At 58.9% G+C, this 17,954-nt stretch carries 14 protein-coding genes; 4 read left to right on the top strand and 10 right to left on the bottom strand.

Annotation, left to right across the window (positions count from 1 at the left end; all coding sequences use genetic code 11):
• The first annotated feature begins 1 nt into the window (after position 1).
• Entirely contained in the window at positions 2–793 is a 792-nt protein-coding gene (locus tag BBDE_RS07765) for an isoprenyl transferase (protein WP_003839315.1), read from the top strand.
• A gap of 252 nt (positions 794–1,045) precedes the next feature.
• Positions 1,046–1,993: a type IV toxin-antitoxin system AbiEi family antitoxin domain-containing protein gene (locus BBDE_RS07760; protein WP_230454348.1), complete on the top strand. Its 948-nt coding sequence runs from the start codon at positions 1,046–1,048 to the stop codon at positions 1,991–1,993.
• A gap of 145 nt (positions 1,994–2,138) precedes the next feature.
• Here BBDE_RS07760 and BBDE_RS07755 read toward each other — a convergent pair whose 3' ends face one another.
• The 4 genes from BBDE_RS07755 to BBDE_RS07740 all read right to left on the bottom strand — a co-directional run bounded on the left by BBDE_RS07755 (position 2,139) and on the right by BBDE_RS07740 (position 7,304).
• Positions 2,139–3,407, bottom strand: a complete 1,269-nt coding sequence (locus BBDE_RS07755; RefSeq protein WP_003839319.1) for a nucleoside hydrolase — start codon at positions 3,405–3,407, stop codon at positions 2,139–2,141.
• A gap of 109 nt (positions 3,408–3,516) precedes the next feature.
• The gene (locus tag BBDE_RS07750; protein WP_003839321.1) at positions 3,517–4,593 is read right to left on the bottom strand and encodes an ABC transporter substrate-binding protein; all 1,077 of its coding nucleotides are present in this window, start codon (positions 4,591–4,593) and stop codon (positions 3,517–3,519) included.
• 243 nt (positions 4,594–4,836) lie between these two features.
• Positions 4,837–5,610, bottom strand: coding sequence for an ABC transporter permease (locus BBDE_RS07745; RefSeq protein ID WP_100070454.1), 774 nt, complete (start codon positions 5,608–5,610; stop codon positions 4,837–4,839).
• Positions 5,611–5,978: 368 nt separating this feature from the next.
• Positions 5,979–7,304 (bottom strand): serpin family protein, encoded by a 1,326-nt coding sequence (locus BBDE_RS07740; protein WP_003839325.1) that lies wholly within the window; start codon positions 7,302–7,304, stop codon positions 5,979–5,981.
• Between the two features lie 212 nt (positions 7,305–7,516).
• Here BBDE_RS07740 and BBDE_RS07735 point away from each other — a divergent pair, with 212 nt between their 5' ends.
• Together BBDE_RS07735 and BBDE_RS07730 are read left to right on the top strand one after the other, a co-directional pair.
• Positions 7,517–8,230 carry a response regulator transcription factor gene (locus tag BBDE_RS07735; RefSeq protein ID WP_003839328.1) on the top strand — a complete coding sequence of 238 codons (714 nt, stop codon included), beginning with the start codon at positions 7,517–7,519 and terminating at the stop codon, positions 8,228–8,230.
• A 161-nt stretch (positions 8,231–8,391) separates the two neighbouring features.
• Entirely contained in the window at positions 8,392–9,480 is a 1,089-nt protein-coding gene (locus BBDE_RS07730; RefSeq protein ID WP_228369691.1) for a sensor histidine kinase, read from the top strand.
• A gap of 36 nt (positions 9,481–9,516) precedes the next feature.
• Here BBDE_RS07730 and BBDE_RS07725 read toward each other — a convergent pair whose 3' ends face one another.
• The 6 genes from BBDE_RS07725 to thiC form a co-directional block, all read right to left on the bottom strand.
• Positions 9,517–11,073: a glycoside hydrolase family 32 protein gene (locus tag BBDE_RS07725; RefSeq protein ID WP_003839332.1), complete on the bottom strand. Its 1,557-nt coding sequence runs from the start codon at positions 11,071–11,073 to the stop codon at positions 9,517–9,519.
• Between the two features lie 130 nt (positions 11,074–11,203).
• Positions 11,204–12,529, bottom strand: a complete 1,326-nt coding sequence (locus BBDE_RS07720) for an MFS transporter (RefSeq protein WP_003841302.1) — start codon at positions 12,527–12,529, stop codon at positions 11,204–11,206.
• 280 nt (positions 12,530–12,809) lie between these two features.
• Positions 12,810–13,853: a LacI family DNA-binding transcriptional regulator gene (locus BBDE_RS07715; RefSeq protein ID WP_003839336.1), complete on the bottom strand. Its 1,044-nt coding sequence runs from the start codon at positions 13,851–13,853 to the stop codon at positions 12,810–12,812.
• A 75-nt stretch (positions 13,854–13,928) separates the two neighbouring features.
• On the bottom strand, positions 13,929–14,303 hold the full coding sequence (locus tag BBDE_RS07710) for a thiamine-binding protein (protein ID WP_003844599.1): 375 nt from the start codon (positions 14,301–14,303) through the stop codon (positions 13,929–13,931).
• 66 nt (positions 14,304–14,369) lie between these two features.
• Positions 14,370–15,212: a bifunctional hydroxymethylpyrimidine kinase/phosphomethylpyrimidine kinase gene (gene thiD, locus BBDE_RS07705; protein ID WP_003839340.1), complete on the bottom strand. Its 843-nt coding sequence runs from the start codon at positions 15,210–15,212 to the stop codon at positions 14,370–14,372.
• 87 nt (positions 15,213–15,299) lie between these two features.
• Complete coding sequence (gene thiC, locus BBDE_RS07700; protein ID WP_003839342.1) at positions 15,300–17,867, bottom strand: phosphomethylpyrimidine synthase ThiC; 2,568 nt, start codon at positions 17,865–17,867, stop codon at positions 15,300–15,302.
• Between the last annotated feature and the right edge of the window lie 87 nt (positions 17,868–17,954).

Here is a 17,954-nt window from a genome sequence, read left to right as displayed (position 1 = left end):
TATGGCTTTTGAGAACGTGGACTACAAGTCGCTTGACATTCCGGCGGCTCCTTTTTCCGATCCGTCGATTATTCCCGATTTCCCGAAGAACAAGGTACCGCGCCATGTGGGCGTAATCATGGACGGCAACGGTCGTTGGGCGCAGCAGCGCGGATTGATCCGCACCGACGGCCATCAGGCCGCCGAACCGGTGGTATTCGACACCATTGCCGGTGCCATCGAGGCGGGCGTACGCTACTTGTCGCTGTACACGTTCTCCACTGAGAACTGGAAGCGCTCGCCTCAGGAGGTGCGCTTCCTCATGGGCTTCTCGCGTGACATCATCCACCGTCGTGTGGCGCAGATGGACGAGTGGGGCGTACGCGTGCGCTGGTCCGGTCGCCGCCCGAAACTGTGGAAGTCCGTCATCGACGAACTTGAGGTGGCGCAGGAGCGCACCAAGAACAACAAGACCATCGATGTGGTGTTCTGCCTGAATTATGGAGGCCGTGCCGAAATCGCCGACGCCTGCGCAGCCATCGCGCGTGAGGTGCGTGACGGCAGGATTTCCGGCGACCGTGTGACCGAAAAGATGATTGCCGATCACCTGTACAATCCGGACATTCCGGATTGCGATCTGGTGATCCGTACTTCCGGCGAACAGCGCACCTCCAACTTCCTGCCGTGGGAGGCCGCCTACGCCGAACTCGACTTCGTGCCGGAGCTCTTCCCCGACTGCGGCCGTGAGGTGTTGTGGCGTTCCATCAGCCACTATGTTGACCGTGACCGCCGGTTCGGTGGGGTTAAGAAGTAGGATTTCACCAAGCGTTTTGGAATCTGCCGGGCATTCTTGGCGGTTCAATCGGACGTTTCCGTGAAATTGGTGGCCCGTTTGGACGAAATTAGGGCCGATTTCGTCCAAACGAGCCACCAATTCCCTGATTTCGTCCGAATGAGCCGCACACGTGTGCCTTAGCCCGGCCCTTCCGACCGCACCGTCAACTTGTCTTGACATGGTCAGGTCGTTTAGACTGCGCAAATGGGTGAAAAAGAAGCGCACTGTTCTTTGAATCTCCTGATTGCGAAGGCGCAGCAGGAGCGACGTTGCATGCGTCCGTTCTGGGATACGGATGTCAAGGTGGTTTCGCGACGTGTCAAGCAAGGCAGTATTGTGCGGGTATATCGCGGTCTATATGCGGTCAAGGAGTATTGGGAGCGTCTTGACCAGCATGAACGGTTGCGACATGTCATCCGTTCGCTGGGGCAATGGCATGAACAATGGTTGTTCTGCGGGGCAAGTGCGGCGGTCATGCACGGTTTGGAATGCTCATACCGGCAGCTGTATCCGATTCATGTCGCAGTGGATCGGTGCCGTCGTTCTAAAAGCCAGGCGAACGTGCGGTATCACGTTCTCAATGATCCCGATGCCGTAGTCATTGACGGCGTGCATGTGACGTCAATCCAGCGCACGCTTGTCGATTGCGCCGCGATGATGCCGTTTCGCTACGCGTTGGCACCGATTGATTCCGCGTTGCGTCAGGGAAGAATCACAATCGAGTCGTTGCTGGCGTATGCGGATGCTCTTCCGATGCTGCGCGGCAGGGAACGCATTCGCTCCGTAATCGCCAAGGGCAATGGTGGCAGCGAGAACGGCGGAGAATCGGAATGCCGTGCGGTATTGGATGAGTTAGGATTTCCTGTGCATTGGATTCAGGCTGAGTTTCCCTGCTCGAATCGTCACGGTCATATGCATAGGGTGGATTTCCTGTGGAAACGCGAGGACGGCACGCTGATCGCCGGGGAATTTGATGGAGTACGAAAATATGTGGATCCGTCGATGACCTCGGGACGCACGATTAGGCAGGTTGTCGATGAAGAGCGCGATCGGCAGCGGTGTTTGGGCAAGCAAGGCGTGGACATGATTCGTATGTATTACACGGATTTGGACGATGCTCGAACCCTGACGCGGCGATTGGAGAGTGCGCGTGTGCCAAGGCGGGAATCGTGCGGCTAATTATGGCTGATGGTGGTGTGTTCAGACGTTTCTACGGAATTGGTGGTTTGTTCGGACGAAATCCGGGCTGATTTCGTCCGAACAAACCACCATCTTCCAAATTTCGTCCGAACGAACCACCAAGTGCCGTGCCGGTACAGCCCGACTAACGCCGGATGCCGTCGATACGGTTCGCGAATTCATCTACGAAGCGTTCGGCATCGACATGCAATGCGACATGGATGCGGGGCGCCTGCGGATTGATCAGACCCTCCGGATCGCCGACGGTACGGCCGCGCGTACCGTGGAAGTCACCCGTTTTCGTTTCGACCTTCATCGGCAGGTCAAGGCAGCGGACCAACGTCGAATCGACGGCGACGGCTGCGGCGAGCGGATCATGCAGTGGCATGCCTGCGGAAAAGAGGCGTGCGTCGGCCCTGAGATTGGCGGCGATGGAAAAGTCAGCGATATCGGCAAGGAATCGCAGCGTGCCTGGGTCGGATAAGCGATGTGAGCATGCAACGCCTTCCAAGGATGCCGATGGATCCAGCCTGGCGTGCGCCCGCAGGTCTGCAGTCTCCCTCCAACGTCGAGTGGCCATGCCGCCCAGCAGACACTGGTGCGTTACATCCAAACCGATCATGGTGATATCCGCGCCGGAATGGAACACACGGTCCGCTGCTTCGGGATCTTGGATGATGTTCGTTTCGGCGGTCAGATCCCAACAGTTGCCTTCCTGGGTGAGTGTGCCGCCCATCATCACCAGTCGCAGTCTGCCGGCGATGTCCGGTGCTGCGGTAAGAGCCATATCGACATCGGTTAGTGGGCCGGTGGCCACCACCGTGACGTTACGGCCATATCGGCGGACCGTGTCAATGATGAAACGCACGCCTTCCGACAGGACAGGGGAGCAAGGGACGTTTGCGGCACCAGGGGAGGAGAAGGTAAGTGAAAACGAGTCAGCGGCAGGATTCGCGTGCGGGTCATGCACGTCATAGCCGCCGACGGAAATCAGCCTGCACATGTCCGATTCGGCCGAATCGGACACGCAGGTGGGTGCGGAAGTGGCCGGAATGTCCGTTTCGCCAGAATCGGACATTCCGGCAAGTGCGGAAGCGTCTGGCCCGAATCCTCCCAATCCGTCCGTGCCGTGGAACTGCGCACAGCCGGCGTCAGGAATGAATGATGCAGCCCAAGATGGATGCGACGATCCGCGCATCACTGGAATGTGCCGGAGCCCCAACCGCTCCAGCACATACTGCGTATTGCGAACGGCCTTTCCCATCGCGACATTGCCGTATGTGCCAACTACGCCGAGCAGGTTGACATCATCGAAAGTCGCAAGATACGCCAAAGCCAAGGCATCGTCGATGCCGGTGTCCACGTCGAGAATCAGTTTGCGGTCGTTCATGGGTTCTTCAGACTGTATGGTCATGCATTCACTGTACCGAATCGATGCCGTAGAAGACGTGCCGAACATGCAGTGTTATCACGCGTGTTCCAAGCGTGTTCCGCATATTCGGCACGAAAGCGCATGTCGTTACCTACTTCAGGAATTCGTCGGTGGCGAGATCATCGGCCTGCGGAGCCTCGTGAATCACCTTGTCGTGCGAATCGGTGTAGGCGTCTTCCTGCGCGAGGAAGTCGAAATACTCCTGCGCACCTTCGGTGTCGTTCGTGCCGAACACGAACGAACCGTCCTTGATTTTGGACGGATCTCCCCAATACTGGCCGTCCACGATCGTCTTCATGCTCTTCTTGACGAATGCGGGCTTGAGATTCGCATCAGGAGCCTCCTTCACAAGGATTTCCGCTGCATCGTCCGGATTGGAATACGCGTATTCGTAGCCCTTCTTGGTGGCCTCGACGAACTTCTTCACCAGATCGGGATTGGAGGATATGGTCTTGTCGCTGGTGATCACACCGATGGTGTCGGCATTGCCGGGCACGCCGTAATCGGGTTCGGTGAAGCAGTTGAGTTTCGGGCCGTACATGTCGGCCTGCACGCCCTCCCAAGTGGCGTAGAAGCCGCCGAAGTCCGCCTTCTTGCTGGACAGGGTCTGGAAGGTGGAGGTGCCGACGGTCACCTTGTCGAAGGTGCCCTTGCCGCCGTCGGTCTGGATCATGCGGCGAATCACCGCGTCGGATTCGTTCGAGCCGAAGGTGGCGAAGGTCTTGCCGTCGAAGTCCTTCGGGGACGTGATCTCGGTGTTGGACACCAGCGAGCACCAGATGGCGCTCGGCTTCTGCTGCACCTGCATGACCTGCTTGATCTTCGCGCCCTTGACGGCATACATGCTCACATTGGTGAGATTCGACAGCGCGAAGTCGGCCACGCCGTTGTTGACGGCCTGCTCGGCGCCGGCCTGCGCTACGGCCACGATATCCACGTCAAGGCCGACGCTCTTGAAATAGCCCTTGTTCTTAGCCACGTACACGCCGATATGGTTGGTATCCGGAGCCCAGGAAAGCATGAACGTCACCTTGGTCAGGCCATCCGAATCGGTTTGGGCGGAGGTGTCGTTGCTCTGGCCGCATGCGGAGACGCTGAAAACCATGGCCGCAGAGCCCAGTAGTGCGATTGCCTTGCCGGCGAATTTGCTGAAGATGCTGTTCTTCATACGATGTGATTTCCCTTGAATCTTGCTTCTCTACCGTTTTCTAGGGATGTGCTGCGGGCGGAGTTCGGGCAGAAAACGGTACGAAGGGCCCAAGCCCTCCGCTCGTCCAATGCCCCCGACGATTCCTTATGTGCCCTATGGATGTACCCAGCGGGCGGTGGAATATGGCCGGTTTGCCACACATTGGCTTAACAGCGTCACCCATTATACGGGTTGGTGTGACGTGTGATGGAACTGAGGGTTTCACTGCTCCGCATCCGGATCCTCGTCGGCGTCGGCGGGGCCGAGGAGGATGCGTTCGCTCAGGTTCACCAGGCACATGAGCATGCCGGTGATTACGATGATGACCAGTGTGGCCGAGAAGATCAGCGGTGTGCGGAACGAGTTGTATGCCGCCTGCAGCCAGATGCCGAGGCCTTTGCGTGCGCCCAGATATTCCGCGGTCGCGGCGGTGGCGAAAATGTAGGCTGCGGAGACGCGGATGCCGCCATAGATCTGCCGTGCGGCGACGCGCAGCTTCACGTGCCACAGGGTCCACGTCTTCGTCGCACCGCAGGTTAACGCGACATCGGAATAAAATTGCGGCACTGCCTCGAGTCCGCGAATCGTCTGCACCGCGATCGGGAACAGGCCGAAAACCGTCACGATCACGATTTTGCCGGAAATCTCAAAACCGAACCAAATCAGAAACAACGGGGCGATCGAGATCAGCGGCATGGTCTGCGCGGCCGACAGCAGCGGAAACAATGCGGCGTTCGCCGTGCGCGAACAGTACAGGAGAATGCCAATCAGAATGCCGCATGCTACGGCGAACAGGAATCCGACGGTGCCTTCCAATAACGTGACCTGCGTTGCGGGCCAAAGCGTCGGCCAGGTTTCGACGGTGGCCTGTGCGATTTCGCTCGGAGCGGCGATCATCGTGCTCGGCACATGGCCGAGCCGTACCCAAGCCTCCCAGATCACCAGTAGCAACACGATTGCGGCAATCGTGGGAACACGTCTTGTGCAGATTGTCATGAAGCGATGCAGTGCCGTAATGATGACGGAATCCGAAGTCGCAGGCGCCGTCGCGGAGGCCTTGTTCCCAGCCGAAGGGATGTGTTGAACGCGCGTTTGAGCCATCGTTCACCTTGCTTTCTGCGCCAAAGTGGGCGCCCACGCGACCGGCGGAGGGAAATCAGTAAGGTGAGGAGCCTGCCCGCCCTCCGGTCAGAAAAGTTCATTACCGGCAGACCAGTATAGGCCATGGTGCGGAGTGCATTATCGTGTTTTCGGATGGATTGGGACTTATCTCCAACAGCAAATGGCGGATTTCCACGGAAAGCGGCTTATTCATGATACGTGGGCGTCATGAATAAGCCGCTTTCCGTGGAAATCAGACTGTTTTACAGTTCGGTCACGGCGCCGATGAACAACGGCAGACCGTCAGGGGAGTCGAATTCGTAGAGGAATGGGCGGTCTACATTGAAATCGACGGTTTCGACGGGCATCATCGCCAATTCCATATCGATTTGCGTATAAGCCGCGGCCTTGGCCCCAGCCTCCGTCACTTCGATGCGCGTGCCCTGAACGATCGCTCCGATGAACATCCGCGCATCCGACATTCCAGAAAAATCAGCCTTATCCACGTTGAAGGCGTCGGTGACGCCCATCTCTTGCATCGCCTTGATCATTGAATCACTGTCGAACGTACTGTCGATGCTGAACTTCGGCAGGCTTACATTGACTTCGGTATCGCTCTGCGCATTCGATTTGGCAGAGAACGCCTTACGTAATGCGGCGGCGTCACCTCGCAACGCCTTGAACCGTGTGTTGTTGTCCGGTAGCAGAATCTTCATGCGTCCGCCATTGTCAAACGTAAGATCCACGCGTTGCCAGCCGTCGCCTTTCGTGTACGCGTCGACATCATCCGCATGCTGTTCGGTCTCGAAGGTCTTATGCATGAAATCAATGGTGCTCGTCGAACCCTGTAGCGTGTGGAAAGTGGACTTCTTGGTGGATGCCTTGTCGAACGGGTCGCTCCAACGGCCGTCGGCGTAGAGCGTATTGAGAATCGACATGCCGTTATTCTTGGGAGTGTCGATTTCGGGTTTCAACATGCCGCGAGTCTGGTCGCTGATCCATGTGCTCATCGCCTTGTTGGTGTCGTTGTCGAATGCCTTGACGCGCTTGACTTGCGTCCCGAAGATACGTCGTACGGCATCGGTGTAGTCCTTGTTCAGCGTAAGATCGCGACGGGCCCATATCGAGTTCGCCGCATCCAAACGTGACTTGCCGCTGCGTTTGCCGATAATCGACCGGTAGATCGACGTAAGATCGCTGTCACTCAGCTTCTCACTGGCCAGCGCCTGTTGCAGTTGCGACAGCGTATCGCCTTTCGCTCCCTGCGCGGCGACCAGCAACGCCATCTGCAACGAAGCGGGAGAGTAGTTGACGTTCTTCTGCTTGGCAAGGAACTTCACCGCGCTTTCGTAGGCGAACGACCGTGATGACTCCACCGCGGCATCGCTCGCCGCAACTGCCTTTGGCCTGAACAGGTCGGCCACCGTGTAACGTCCGTCCCAAGCGAAATACCAGAATCCCCCCGTCACTACGATTGCGATGGCAAGTACCGCCGCGATGATCGCGATGATGACACGTCTGCCGGCCTTGTTCCGTTGCGCCGACTTCGGTGTGACTATGGTCGTGCCCCTCAGATCGATGCGCTTCATGGCTTGTCCTTTCCTTTACAATATGCCGATATGTCTGGTGTTCGTACCTGGTATGAGACCCGCCTGTCATCTTCGAAATGGCGGATTGCCGTCTGTTGGCTTTCAGCATATCGAACCGTGCGTGGAAGGTCATCTTTTGTCAGAGCCTCAATGACAACTTGCCCGGCATCGTGCATTTCGGATAATGATAGAAACGTAGGAAAGGGCCTGCCATGACCATTCGAATCGGAATCGTAGACAACGACCCATATGCGCTTACGGTAATGAAAACGTTGATAGAACGGCTTGATGCCGGCTTCGAAGTGATTTGGACCACCGACATAGGTGCGGTGGCGATCAGTCGTTGCGTCAGCACGGCCAAACGTCCGGATGTGCTCGTCACCGATATGGCCATGGCGGGTGCGGACGGTCCGGAAATCAGCCGCGCGATTCGGGCCCGCACCTCACAGGTCGGCGTCGTGGGCGTCACCTCCTACACCGTATCGAGCTTCCGGGAGGCGGCGGCCTTCAGCGGCATGCAGGCGCTGGTCGCGAAAACGGATATAGCGAATCTCAGGAACGCCATTTGCGATGCGGCGCAGGGCAAGGCGTATCGAATGCCGATCAAAGCATGTGACGGAGTCGAAGGCGGGCGGACTTCCGAAGCGACGCAGGCGACCAATGGCGAAGCAGTACGGTTCATGGATTTGCAGGATGCCAGCAACTACATAGAGGATCAGCAGTATGCCAGGCAGGGCAAACTGTCGAACAAGGAACGCGAAACGCTTCGACTCTATGCGGATGGGCTGAATACCAAGGAAATCGCGGGGCGAATGGGTGTAAGCGTGGCGACGGTCGCCACCTTCGAACGACGGGCGACCATGAAACTGAACGCACGCTCGAGGGCGCATGCCATCGCGATCTGCATACGGAGGCATGAGTTCTGATGAAGTGGAGGACGGTCGCTCTGATATCACTTAGCGTGGGCTCGGCCGCGGAAGCCATCTGGCATATGCTGATCGGGGAGATCGGGATTCCGCTGGGCTGCTGTGTGCTTCTCGCCACATGCGTAGCGATGCTGATGCTTCGCTTTCCCCTAAGGGCCGCAATGGCGACCGTTGCGATGTGGATCGCCCTATGCCTGGTGGCTGGCGTGACGCCGGTCGGCCTGACTGCGTTGATGTTGGTCTCGTTGGCGGTGATGGCATTCCGGCGTGCGGTCGTCGCCGGCATATGTGCGATGCTTGCGATGGTCGCCTGGCTGATGATGTGCGAAAGCATCGCGCCGCTGATGCATGATGCGGACATGCCGTTCATGGCAACGTCTGCATCGTCGCCGGAACGGTCCGCAGTACAAGGGTCCGCTGAAACGGATGATGTCTATGGCGATTCCGGAAGCAGCGGTGATGCGAATGTCGAAATCGTAACGCCATCCGGTTTCCCATGGCAGGTGATGATTATGGTGTGCGTGCTGCCGATTGGATTCGTATTCGGCGGCTATTGCATGCGCCGACGATATGACGGGCAATTGGAACGGATGCGTGCGGAACAGCGGCGGCGGCGTGCCCGTGCGGCGAGAAGCATCCACGATCATGTGTCCAATGATCTGGCCTATCTGGTGTTGCGCATCGACGGCGATATCGCCGAAGGGCATGTTCCCGATGATGCCGAGCTGCGTGAATTGCGGTCCGTCGCGGCGAATGCGCTGACCCATACGCATCGGGTCATTGATCTGATCGAACGGGACGAGGACTCTCAAGATTCCGGCGATGCGCGGTCTCGCGGCTCGGCGAAGGCGCAACCGATGCGGAATGGAGTGACATTGCGGTCGAAACTGCAGGATATTTCCGAGCTCATGGAACGTAGGCTTACCAAACTGGGCTGTTCCGGAAGGACGATCGTCTCCGGCGAAGGCGAAGTCGCCTGCGATGATCTGATTGCCGGATTCGTGGAGGAGCTGTACGGCAACATCATCAAACATGCCGAACTTTCGGAAGGATATGTGCTGACTGTCGGCATCGAAGACGACGCCGTGCACATAGCGCTTATCGATACTCCTGCCAACCGTGATGCTGATTTGGTGCATGGCAGCGGCTTGGCGCGGTATGGGCGTCTGATCGAGGACCGCGGCGGACATATGGAGATTACGAAATCGCCGGAGGAATGGGCGCTTTCCGCTACCATTCCTCCGGCGTAGGTTCTTCGCTGGACTATGATCCGTGTGGATCGGGATTTACTCCAGACCGATGGACTTCATGTGGTGAAGCTTAAGTGACTTGACTTCAAGTGTGCCGGATTCGGCGACAAGCTTGATGGCGCGCGGTCCTTCGGATGCGTAGCTGAAGGAGCTCATGACCTGGCGTCCGTCATTCACGTACACTTCGACGCAGCCACGGTCCACATACACACGCAGCTTGAGCTCACCGGAGGCCAGCTCCTCATCGGAAAGCGGTGCGGCGCGGTAGCCGCGGTCGCCTTGTGCGGCGGCCTGACGGTCGATCACCACGCGTCCGATCTGAGCGTCGAATGCCACATACGTGTAGGCGCCGTCCTCGGTGGCATGAATCTTCAGTCCGGCACGTTCGGCGGTGGAGGCGTTGAGATCGATGGTCATTTCGATTTCGACGGCCTCGGCGTCATCGGAGATGGTCTTCTCTCCATTGACGCCCAGCGAGATCGCGCCATGGTCGAACGTGTCCTCGCGCAGACCTTCCATCTCGGCGACCGGAGCGGTGTGCAGATCGCCATCGGCACCCAGCGTAATCTCACGAGGCAGGGTCAGGTTGCCGCACCAGCCGTCGTCCTGCATCGGAATTGGCTCGACGAACGGGCTCATCCAGCCGTAGACGATCTGGCGCTTGTCGTCATTGAACGACTGCGGGGCATAGTAGTTGTGACCCCAGTCCCACAGGCGGAACTCGGTTTCCGGCTGGAAAGCCTCACCCGGGGTCCACGTGCCGATCATGTATCCGGCATTGTTCACGTTCCGGTTCATGAAACCGCTCGGCTTCGCACCCATGGCGGAGAAGCCGATGACCCACTTCTCGTTGCCTTCCGCGTCTCGAATCGGGAAGAAGTCCGGGCATTCAAGCATGAACACGTTCGGATCCGGATGCTCGAACAGCACGCGCTCATAGGTCCAGCGCACCATGTCGTCGGAGGAGAACAGCCACATCTGGCCACGCTTCTCGGCGGAGGAGACGCCAAAGGTCATGTACCATTTGTCGCCGGTCTTCCACACCTTCGGATCACGATAGTGGTGATCCACCTGATCGGTCGGGCAATCGATGATCATGCCGCGCTTGGTAGCGCTGGTCAACTCGTCGTTATCCGGTTCGGCGAGCATCTGCACCTGCCAGTCGCCGCCGGTGTTGTCCACGCCGTTGGCCCAACGATGGCCGGTGTAGTAGAACTTGAGCTCGCCGTCGTCGCCGATCACCGCGGAACCGGAGAACACGCCGTTCTTCTCTTGCTCAAGAGACGGGGCGAACATGACCGGCTCGCGCTTCCAGTTGACCATGTCGGTGGAGGAGACGTGACCCCAGTGCATGGGGCCCCACTGGGTGCCATATGGGTGCAGCTGGTAGAACACGTGCCAGCGACCCTTGTAGTAGCACAGGCCGTTCGGATCGTTGATCCATCCGCCGTCGGAGGCGATGTGGAACTTCGGATACCAGCGGTTGTTGCGCTTGGCGAACATTGCGGCCACGCCCGCTTCGGCTTTGGCCAGCTCTTCGCCATGGTTCGTAAATTCGTTGAGCACCGGTGCGTCCGGGGTGAAGCCAGTCATCGTTGATTGCCTTTCATGAGGGAATGTGATTGATGTGTTTGGTTATGGTGATGATGCCCGAAGCGGCAAAAGGGGAAAACCGCTTCGAGCACCACGTTTTCAGGTCGTTCTACGATTCGGGATTTGCGACTCAGGCGTTGGCCTTGGAGGCTTCCATTGCCTTGAGCTGCTTGTCGGTGTAGAACGGATCGCCGCCGACCTCCTGGTCGTCCTTCTTGATGACGAAGGTGCCGTAGACCAGTGCTGCGAGCACGATGGCGGAGATGGTGAAGAAGGTCGGACGGTCGCCCATGGCGTCATGCAGTGCGCCAAGCGGGGTGGAGAAGATCACCTGGCCGACCTGGGAGGCGATCTGGAAGCCCACCATGTACAGGGTCGCCGACAGCTTGGTGTCGAAGTGCAGGGTGAAGTAGCGGAACGCCGGCAGGCAGAACAGCGGGACCTCGATGGAGTGGAACAGCTTGACGATGGACACGGAAATCGGGTCGTGGAACACGCCGCACAGGCCGATGCGCAGGAACATCACGGTTGCGCCGAGCAGCAGGGAGTTGCGAACGCCGATCTTCTTCATGATGATCGGAACCACGCCCATCATGGCGGACTCGAGGAACACCTGGAAGGAGTTCAGGGTGCCGTAGGTGGCGTTGCCGATTTCAGTGGTGGAGAAGAGGGAGGCGTAGTAGTTCGGGAACATCTGCTGGTCGAACACGGTGTAGAAGGTGTTGGTCAGCAGCATGAAGACGATGAGCACCCACAGGGTCGGCATCTTCAGGACGGAGATCATCTCCTTGAAGGACGGGTTGGTCGGCGTGGCGTTCGGATCGGCTTCCTTCTTGAGCTCTACCTTCTGCTCGGACGGAACCCAGAAGGCGTAGACGCACAGCATGCCGAGGCCGCAGATGGAGCCGACCCAGAAGTTGAGCAGCGGGTTGATGTTGAACAGGAAGCCTGCGCACAGCGCCACGATTGCGTAGCCGAAGGAGCCCCAGGCACGGGACTGGCCGTATTCAAAGCCGAACTTACGGGAATAGCGTTCGGTGACCGCCTCGAACAGGGAGCAACCGGCCATGAAGCCTGCGGACAGCACGATGGAGCCGATGAGCACGCCTGCGTAGCGGGTTGCGCCGCCGGCGGTGAGCATCGGGGCATATACGAACTGCACGAACGGGCCGACCAGTGCCGCTACGGCGGAAATGAAGATGACGAGCTTGCGCTTGATGCCAAGCTGGTCCTGAATGGCGCCGTAGGCGAACATGATGACCAAAGTGGCCAGCGAGTTGATGGAGTAGATCTGGCCCTGCTCGGCGGAGGTCATGCCCAAGCCGTGGGTCGGGTCGGTAAGCCACCTGGAGAAGAAGGACCACCAGATGCCCCAGGAGCAGAAGAACATGAAGATGCCAAAGGAGCTCTGCAGATAGGAAGGATTCTTCCATGCAGATCGAGTTGAGCTTGCCATTGATTTCTCTTTTTCTCTTCTTGGTGCCGCTGCCGTGCGACACCGCTGTTATTTGCTGATGTTGTATTGTTTACCGTTCGTCTTCCCAGCTGCCATGTCGGGTGGCGAACTGACTCAAGTGTAACACGTCAATCGATTGACGTAAATCGATTGACGCCAATAATCGCAAAGGATATACACAATTGCCGGAATGAAGCCGAAAGTGGGGTATGCCAATACCACCCCTTCGGCGTGTCGTGAGTATGGTCGATGGCTTGCGTCGGGGTGGGGCGCCGGGGCGTCAGCGGGCCACAGAGCCCTTTTCGATCAGGGCGCAATGAATCTTCGCGGGAATCGGGGCATCAAGCGGTGGCAGGGGAGATGTGGTTCGCGGCCATTTGGTGGTGTCGACCGGTTTGCCTTCGATCATGGAGATCAGCTTGCAGGCGGCCCAATATCCCATCTCGTAATGAGGCAGTTCCACGGTGGTCAGCTGTGGTTCCAAAGTCTCGGCGAACACACGGTGGTTATCCACGCCAACGACCGAGAGATCCTTGCCTACGGTCAGACCACGGCGGGCGGCGCACTCGTACACATACCAGGCGCGTGCATCGTTGAAACAGAAGAATCCATCGGGATTGTACGTATTGAACAATGCATCCACGGCACGCAAGGCCGGACCATTGTTCAATACGTTACATACCAACGATGCATCGAAACCGTGGTCGGTGCCTTCCAATGCGGCGCGGTAGCCGGCAAGACGACCGTCCTGGGCGATCATGTTCTCGGAGCAGCCGACATAGGCGATACGTTCGCAACCGGCTTCGATCAGACGACTGGTGGCATCGTAGGCGATTTGGAATTCGTCCGGTTCGACGCTGGGGAGTGTGTTGTTCGCGTCGGTGGCATCCACCAGCACGACCGGATAATCGGACAGGCTTTTCGGCACGGTGGCGATGCGGTTCGACATCTTCGAATAGAAGAAGCCGTCCACGCCGTACCGCTTCAGTGCGGCGATCTCGCTTTCCTCGCTGGCCTGTCCGTCGGTGCTGACGGTGATCAGCATATAGCCGTAGGTGCTGGCCGCATCCTGAGCGCCCAGAATGATGCCGCCTGCGTACGGAGTGGTCGCGACCTCTTCGCTGATGAACCCGAGGATGCGGGTCTTGCTGGTACGAAGGCTTCGCGCCAGAGGATTGGGCTTATACCCCAGATCGGTGGCGGTCTGACGAACGCGTTGCGCGATGTCGGGCTTGACACGCCCGACATCGCGTTTATTGAGCACCAGGGAAACGGTGGATACGGACACACCGGTCTTTTCGGCAATTTCCTTCATCGTCGTCATAAGGGCAACACTATACCTTCCCTTATTCCGGAGGATTGCATTTCTTGAGAAAACCGACGGTGTGTCAGTGCCGCATCATTGTTGGTCGCCGGAAAGAATCTCATCGACGAGTTCCTGCTTGGCGTGAATCTGGCCTTCGAATCCGGGACGGATGTCAAGCCTGATCACCACGTCGGTACGGTAGCCCTGTCCGGCGAGCTTCATGGTGGCATCGCGGATCACCTTGAGCACATCGTCGATGTCGCCTTCGATGTTGGTGAACATCGCATTGGTCTCGTTCGGCAGTCCGGATTGGCGAATCACGTCGACCGCCTGCGACACGTAGGTGGATTTTTCCGGACTTGCGCCGGCAGGGGAGATGGCGACGGCGGCCAAGGTGTTGATATACGGCTTGCCGGTTGCCGGGTCGACCGGCACCTCCTGCCGTTCGGCGTTGCGATCAAGGGACATGGTATTCCTTTCTTCGGCTCGTCTTTTCATTATGATTCAGCTTATGCGATGGTTCAGCCCGTACGGTCAGCGCCACCGCCACGCGTGGTCCATCGGGCCGGAGCCATGGCCGAGATCGAGCTGCGCCTCCAAGGCGCCCGTCAGATACAGCTTGGCATGGTCGACGGCGGTCGGCAGATCCTCGCCAAGCGCCAGATGCGATGCGATGGCGGACGACAGCGTGCATCCGGTGCCATGCGTATTCGGATTATCGACGCGATGACCCGTGAACCAGGTCACTCGACCGTTCGGCTCGACCAGCACGTCACTGGCATCCTGTGTGCCATGGCCGCCCTTGACGAGTACCGCACAGTCGAAATGATCCGCTAGCAGATGCCCTGCCACCGTCATATCGGCGGGTGTGGAGATGCTTTCGCCATTGTCATAGTTGATTGGCTGCGCGCCCTGCGTGACGGCCAGATCGCACAGCGCCTGCGTTTCCGGCATGTTCGGCGTGATCACCGTGGCCAGCGGAAACAGTTGGGAAGTCAGCGCCGCGATGGCGTCATCCTCGATGAGTTTGGCTCCGGAAGTGGCCACCATCACCGGGTCGAGTACGACGTTCGTGGCCTTGTGGAAGGTCAGTCGATCGGCGATCACGTCAATCAGCTCGACGCTGGAGACCATGCCGATCTTCACCGCCAGCGGTGGAATGTCCTCGAACACGGCGTCGATCTGTGCGGCGAGCATGTCTGGTGGGGTATTCGTGACCATGCGCACGCCGGTGGTGTTCTGCGCGGTCAGCGCCGCGATGGCGGTCATGCCGAATACACCGTTGGCGAGCATGGTCTTCAGATCGGCCTGAATGCCCGCGCCGCCGGAGGAATCCGATCCTGCGATGCTCAATACCGGTGGCAATGTGCTGGTCATGAATGCTCCTTTGTTATCTTGTGATTCCCATGGATGAAGCTGCCGTGAAAGGGCCTGGGGATGGTCGGGGAGACCGTTTGCTCTGGCTCATTGCGCGTCGGCCACGAGCTTTTCCTGCGCCTCGGCATTGCCGAACTTCCTGCGGATGTTCTGCGAGATGGCCATCGAACAGAACTTCGGACCGCACATCGAGCAGAAGTGCGCCATCTTCGCCGGTTCGGCGGGCAGGGTGTCGTCATGGAAGGCGATGGCCGTGTCCGGATCGTAGCTCAGATTGAACTGGTCGAGCCAACGGAATTCGAAGCGCGCCTTGCTCATCGCGTTATCGCGGTCGATGGCATGCGGGTGGTGTTTGGCGATGTCGGCTGCATGGCAGGCGATCTTATAGGCGATTACGCCCTGTTTGACATCATCCTTGTTCGGCAGGCCGAGGTGCTCCTTCGGCGTCACATAGCACAGCATGGCGGTGCCGTAGCGGGCGATCTCCACACCGCCGATTGCCGAGGTGATGTGGTCGTAGCCGGGGGCGGTGTCGGTCGTGAGCGGGCCCAACGTATAGAACGGGGCATCCTTGCAGATCGCCTTCTCCATTTCGATGTTCATGCGTACGGTGTCGAACGGAATGTGTCCCGGGCCTTCGATCATCACCTGCACGTCATGCTCCCATGCTCGCTGGGTGAGCTCGCCCAAGGTCATGAGCTCCGCGAACTGCGCCGCGTCGTTGGCATCCGCCAGTGAGCCGGGCCGCAGGCCGTCGCCCAGAGAGAACGCCACGTCGTACTTGGCGAAGATCTCGCACAGCTCATCGAAATGCGTATACAGGAAGCTTTCCTGATGATGTTGCAGACACCATTCGGCCATGATCGATCCGCCCCGCGAGACGATGCCCGTCATGCGGTTGGCGGTCAACGGCACGAACCGCAACAGCACGCCGGCGTGGATGGTCATGTAGTCCACGCCCTGCTCGCACTGTTCGATCACGGTGTCGCGGAACAGCTCCCAGCTGAGTTTGGAGGCGTCGTCCTCCACCTTTTCAAGCGCTTGGTACATCGGGACCGTGCCGATCGGCACGGGGGAGTTCCTGAGGATCCATTCGCGGGTGGTGTGGATGTCGTTGCCGGTGGAAAGATCCATCACGGTGTCGGCTCCCCACTTGGTGGCCCATGTGAGTTTCTCCACCTCCTCGTCGATGGAGGAGGTCACTGCGGAATTGCCCATGTTGGCGTTGAGCTTGGTAAGGAATCTCGAGCCGATGATCATCGGCTCGGCCTCGGGATGGTTGATGTTGCACGGCATGACCGCGCGACCTGCGGCCAGTTCGGAACGTACCAGCTCCACGTCGCAGTGCTCGCGTTCGGCAACATAACGCATCTCCGGTGTGATGATGTCGTGACGCGCATACCACATCTGGGTGATCGGATGGTCCTTCGCCTTAAGCGGCTTATGCTGGCGGCCACGCCATTCCTTGGATGCCTTGCCGCGTTTGATGGCGCGTTTGCCGTCATCCTCGAGATTGCGCCGACGGCCCTCGTACTCCTCGACGTCCCCGCGATCGCGGATCCAGTCGAGACGTAGCGGCGCCAGTCCTTCCTTCGGGTCGCACTTGGGACCTTCGGTGTTGTAATCCTTGAACGGCGCGTTCGGGCCTACGCCTGGAGTGTCGGACAACTTGATTTCGGTATATGGCACTTCAAGGTCGTAGGAGCCGAATCGGTTTTCGAAATGTACTGGCGTGGTTTTGCGGACATGCGCCTTGTCGCGCTGCTTGGAGCCGCGGGCGGCGATGTCTACGCGCTGCTGCTTGGCCAGTTTGGAAGAGGCCTTCGCTTCCTTGGCGTTCGTGAACTTCCCGTTGTTGCTCTCCGTCATCTGCGTATCGGTGGTCGTTGCCGTATCCGCCGACTGCACTCGCGGCGCGAAGCCATGCTTCGTTTCCCCGCGTACGGCCTTCCAACGGGTCACCATCTCACGGGTGGCCGCCTCCGGATCGTCCGCACCGGCGATCGCCGACACCACGAACCAGCCGGCCGCCTTCGAACGGGCCAGCATCTCCATGTCATCGGCCGTGACGCCGCCGCCGACCACGACCGGAAAATCGCTCGCCGTGCAGATGGTGTTGATCTGATCCTCGTCGAGCGTATTCCCGGAACCGTCATTGCCGCCTACGGAAGCCTCCGGCTTGGTGGTGGAGACATGCAGCGGTCCGGCGCCGATATAGTCGATGCAGCCATTCGGCAGCTCGTTGATAAGCCTCACCAAGCTTTCGGTCTCGGCGGACAGGCCCACGATGGCTTCCTCGCCAAGCAGCGCGCGGGCTTCACGCGGTTCCATGTCGGTCTGCCCGATATGCACGCCGTCGACCTTGATGCCCTTGTTACGGGCCTGCCAGACCACATCCACACGGTCGTCGATCACGAAGGCCACGGCATCGGACTTGCCGTTGTCTTCGATGATCTGCGCGATGTCCTGTGCCATGAGCGTCAGATCCTTGGCGTCCGTATTCTTGGCACGCAGCTGGATGAAGGTTGCGCCCCCACGCAACGCGTCATCGACCACGTCCGTGATGGGACGGCCCTTGCAGTCCTGCGGGCCGACCACGAAGTACGCGCTCATGTCGAAACAGTCGCGCATCGACGCGTATGGATAATCATTCATTGTTGGTTCCCCCTTGTTTGTGGTAAGTAATCCAGAAGTCTTGTGATGATGTGATGTCGGAACTACCGGTCTATGCCGCCGTACGTA

Origin of the sequence: Bifidobacterium dentium JCM 1195 = DSM 20436, from assembly GCF_001042595.1 — a bacterium.
GTDB lineage: Bacteria > Actinomycetota > Actinomycetes > Actinomycetales > Bifidobacteriaceae > Bifidobacterium > Bifidobacterium dentium.
The sequence above is the reverse complement of the archived record's forward strand: the minus strand, read 5'-3'. Positions and strand labels throughout refer to the sequence as shown.

Bases quoted from the DNA above. Each gene is read 5' to 3' on its own strand.
- BBDE_RS07720 (WP_003841302.1), bottom strand. From the start codon at position 12,529: ATGGCAAGCTCAACTCGATCTGCATGGAAGAATCCTTCCTATCTGCAG.
- BBDE_RS07715 (WP_003839336.1), bottom strand. From the start codon at position 13,853: ATGACGACGATGAAGGAAATTGCCGAAAAGACCGGTGTGTCCGTATCC.
- BBDE_RS07750 (WP_003839321.1), bottom strand. From the start codon at position 4,593: ATGAAGAACAGCATCTTCAGCAAATTCGCCGGCAAGGCAATCGCACTA.
- BBDE_RS07765 (WP_003839315.1), top strand. From the start codon at position 2: ATGGCTTTTGAGAACGTGGACTACAAGTCGCTTGACATTCCGGCGGCT.
- thiD (WP_003839340.1), bottom strand. From the start codon at position 15,212: ATGACCAGCACATTGCCACCGGTATTGAGCATCGCAGGATCGGATTCC.
- BBDE_RS07710 (WP_003844599.1), bottom strand. From the start codon at position 14,303: ATGTCCCTTGATCGCAACGCCGAACGGCAGGAGGTGCCGGTCGACCCG.
- thiC (WP_003839342.1), bottom strand. From the start codon at position 17,867: ATGAATGATTATCCATACGCGTCGATGCGCGACTGTTTCGACATGAGC.
- BBDE_RS07755 (WP_003839319.1), bottom strand. From the start codon at position 3,407: ATGACCATACAGTCTGAAGAACCCATGAACGACCGCAAACTGATTCTC.
- BBDE_RS07740 (WP_003839325.1), bottom strand. From the start codon at position 7,304: ATGAAGCGCATCGATCTGAGGGGCACGACCATAGTCACACCGAAGTCG.
- BBDE_RS07730 (WP_228369691.1), top strand. From the start codon at position 8,392: ATGGCGACCGTTGCGATGTGGATCGCCCTATGCCTGGTGGCTGGCGTG.
- BBDE_RS07725 (WP_003839332.1), bottom strand. From the start codon at position 11,073: ATGACTGGCTTCACCCCGGACGCACCGGTGCTCAACGAATTTACGAAC.
- BBDE_RS07745 (WP_100070454.1), bottom strand. From the start codon at position 5,610: ATGACAATCTGCACAAGACGTGTTCCCACGATTGCCGCAATCGTGTTG.
- BBDE_RS07735 (WP_003839328.1), top strand. From the start codon at position 7,517: ATGACCATTCGAATCGGAATCGTAGACAACGACCCATATGCGCTTACG.